This is a genomic window from Cellulomonas citrea (assembly GCF_009829685.1).
Lineage (GTDB): Bacteria > Actinomycetota > Actinomycetes > Actinomycetales > Cellulomonadaceae > Cellulomonas > Cellulomonas citrea.
Genome location: NZ_VWSD01000378.1, coordinates 1 through 552 on the forward strand (window position 1 = coordinate 1; position 552 = coordinate 552).

General features: G+C 62.5%; 1 protein-coding gene. It reads left to right on the plus strand.

Annotated features, from left to right (window positions below; genetic code table 11):
• The coding region (locus tag F2B26_RS16840) for a helix-turn-helix domain-containing protein (protein ID WP_201292826.1) at positions 1-552 on the plus strand (552 nt) is incomplete at both ends.

A 552-nucleotide genomic window follows, 5' to 3' on the forward strand; every position in this document is an offset into this window, starting at 1 on the left:
GATATGATCACACCGAAGTCGAGGAGGGTATCGTCGTGGAGGATTGGCTTCCTCCCGAGGAAGCGAACCTCAGGACAGGGCGTGCCAATACCTATCTGGCGGGGATCGGCGATGATCCGCTGGTGCAGGTTCCGCCTGCGGTGGTTTCCGGCCCGACCGATCGCGTCACGCACCTTCGGATCGAAGGTGGCAAGTTCTGGGGCATCGGCCTTTCCCCGGCAGGCTGGGCGCGGGTGATCGGGAAACCGGCCAGTGACATGGCGAACAGTTTCACCGAAGCGGCGGTCGCCGATATCGCTCCCTCGCTGAAGAAGATGCTCGACACGCTGCGCGAGGATGGCGACGATATCGAGAAAGGCGTTGCGCTGATCAACGAAACGCTGCGATTGCTGCTGGGCAAGCGCCCGGCAGCGGAGAGTACCGTCCATGCCGTACACCTCGGCATCATGTCCCCCGATGCCACATCCGTCGCCCGCTTGGCTGCGATGGCAGGCAATAACCCACGCACTTTCGAACGGTTCTGCAAGCGCTACTTCGGATTTCCGCCCAGCG